At 75.6% G+C, this 1,063-nt stretch carries 1 protein-coding gene and 1 pseudogene; both read left to right on the top strand.

Annotation, left to right across the window (positions count from 1 at the left end; all coding sequences use genetic code 11):
• A pseudogene (locus FV230_RS30175) lies at positions 1-238 on the top strand (hypothetical protein); the annotation flags it as partial.
• 311 nt (positions 239-549) lie between these two features.
• Positions 550-984: a cupin domain-containing protein gene (locus FV230_RS28645; RefSeq protein ID WP_147844767.1), complete on the top strand. Its 435-nt coding sequence runs from the start codon at positions 550-552 to the stop codon at positions 982-984.
• Positions 985-1,063 lie beyond the last annotated feature (79 nt).

Below are 1,063 nucleotides of genomic sequence, written 5' to 3'. Positions count from 1 at the left end.
GAGCAAGGGGGCGGGCAGGGGGAACGCCAAGGGCAACGCCAAGGGGAACGCCAAGGGGAACGCGCAGGGCAACGCTCTCGAGGCCGGGCCGGCGGACGGCGCGCCCGACCCGAGCGGCGCCGGCCAGGAACCGGCGAAAGCGGCCGCGCGGAGGCCGGCGAAACCCGCGCCGCGCAAGGATGCGGCCCCGAAGGCCCCGCCCGGCTTCCACGTCCCGCAGGGCGCCATCGCCGAGTAGGCGCGGGGTTCTGGCGGAGGCTCGCCGCGTTCTGCCCGCGCCTGACGCGGGTTGTCGTGCGCGCATCTCCGCAGGACGGCCCCGGATGGCTCGTTCGCGGTGCGGGACGGCCCCCTCTCCCGTCCGGGAGAGGGTTGGGGTGAGGGGTGCGACCTCGCCGGAAAGACCTGTCCCTCTCCCGAACGGGAGAGGGGATCCGCGCCTCGCCGGCACGAGGCGCGGGTGCGACAGCCTTTTCGGCCGAGGCAAGCGCGAGCTGAATGTGCCACCACGGTCCCCGGACCGAGCCTGATCGAACGATGCGAGGAACCATGGCGGAGATGACGGCGGCCGGGGTGATCGCGGCGCTCGGGCTTCGGCCCCACCCGGAGGGCGGGCATTACCGCGAGACCTTCCGCGATCCGCGCCTGGTCGCGGGCCGCTCGGTCGGCCGCGCGATCTACTACCTGCTCGACGTCGGCGAGGTCTCGGCCTGGCACCGCGTCGACGCCGCCGAGATCTGGCACTGGCACGCCGGCGCGCCGCTGGTGCTGACCGTGAGCCCGAACGGCCACGACGCCGCCGCCCACCATCTCGGCCCGGACCTGGCGCGCGGGCAGCGGCCGCAGCTGGTGGTCCCCGAGGGCCATTGGCAGACGGCGACCAGCCTCGGTGCCTGGACGCTCGTCGGCTGCACGGTCTCCCCCGCCTTCGACTTCGCCGGCTTCGAGATGGCCCCGCCTGACTGGCGCCCGACGCCGCGGTGACGCGGGCGCGTCCGGGCCGGGCCGCCGAGACGACGGCCGCGCATCCCCTCGCCCATCGCACCGCGGGCCGGGAGAGGGA

It is taken from the genome of Methylobacterium sp. WL6 (assembly GCF_008040095.1).
In the GTDB taxonomy this organism is placed as follows: domain Bacteria; phylum Pseudomonadota; class Alphaproteobacteria; order Rhizobiales; family Beijerinckiaceae; genus Methylobacterium.
Note: the sequence above shows the minus strand (reverse complement) of the source record. Positions and strands in the feature narration are given on the sequence as shown.